This is a genomic window from Treponema sp. R6D11 (assembly GCF_054786075.1).
Map to the genome: position 1 here is coordinate 1 of NZ_BDHD01000429.1, position 940 is coordinate 940.

1 protein-coding gene and 1 pseudogene are annotated in these 940 nt (G+C 65.9%); one reads left to right on the forward strand and one right to left on the reverse strand.

Annotation, left to right across the window (positions count from 1 at the left end; translation table 11 throughout):
* Positions 1 to 278: hypothetical protein (locus ACYVTD_RS13705; protein WP_461248289.1), on the reverse strand; the 278-nt coding region annotated here is incomplete at its 3' end.
* Positions 279 to 611: 333 nt separating this feature from the next.
* On the opposite strand from ACYVTD_RS13705, the pseudogene ACYVTD_RS13710 reads away from it, so the two are divergent.
* Positions 612 to 940: pseudogene (locus ACYVTD_RS13710) on the forward strand (hypothetical protein); the annotation flags it as partial.

Consider the following 940-nt stretch of genomic DNA (forward strand, 5'->3'; position numbering starts at 1 on the left):
GCGGACACGGCGGCATGGCCGCAGCCGTCGAGGGAGCGTGATCCCTGGTGGTGGTTGGCCAGGCTGGCCGCCTCGCGGGCCAGGCGGTCCAGTTCCTGCCTGTCGATCTGGCCGTCCAGGTAGCGGCGAAGGCCTTGTGCGCAGCGGATGACGTCCGGGTCTTCCAGCAGGTGCGCGATGCGGTCCACGCAGGCCTGCGTGAATTGCAGCCTCAGGTGCTCGCCGGCTTCGGCGGCAAGGTCCAGTTCCGAAGCAAGGCTGTTCAGGGCATGGTTCATGGAGAACTCCTTGGCAGTGGCGACACAAGCAGCGTAGACCGGGGCCGCGCACGGAAACAAGAGGGTGATTTCCGATACGCGCCCCGCATTCCCGAGGAATGCAGTCACCCTGTTAACCCCGTCTTAATCCCTGCGCCACACGCTATGGACTGCCTTGGGCGCCTGTCCATGGCAGGCAGTCGGTGGCGCTTTGCAAGCCCATTGCTTGACTCACATCAAGCCGCCAAGGCCCTGAATTTCATATATTAAATTCAATATAAAAAGCATATTTTTAATGCTTTATTGGGTTTGAGCGACCACCCTCCGTGGCCGCAGGACGATGAAAGACAGGCCATGCCAAAAACATCCCGCGCCGGCAGCGGCTGCAACGACTGCAGCTGCAAGCCCTCCTCCCAGGACATCCCCGCCCGCACCGCCGCCCATGCGCAGCCCGCCGCCGGCAAGCGCGGCTTCCTGCAGGACCTGCTGGCTGCCGCCATGGCGGCCGTGGCCCTGCCCGTGGCGGCGGCCGCGCCCGGCACCCCGGGTTTCCAGCCGCCGCGCCGTCCCGGCGAGGCCGGCAGGCGCTACGGCATGCTGGTGGACCTGCGCCGCTGCATAGGCTGCCAGGCCTGCACGGTGAGCTGCTCCATGGAGAACCTGCCGCCGCTGGGCCAGTTCCG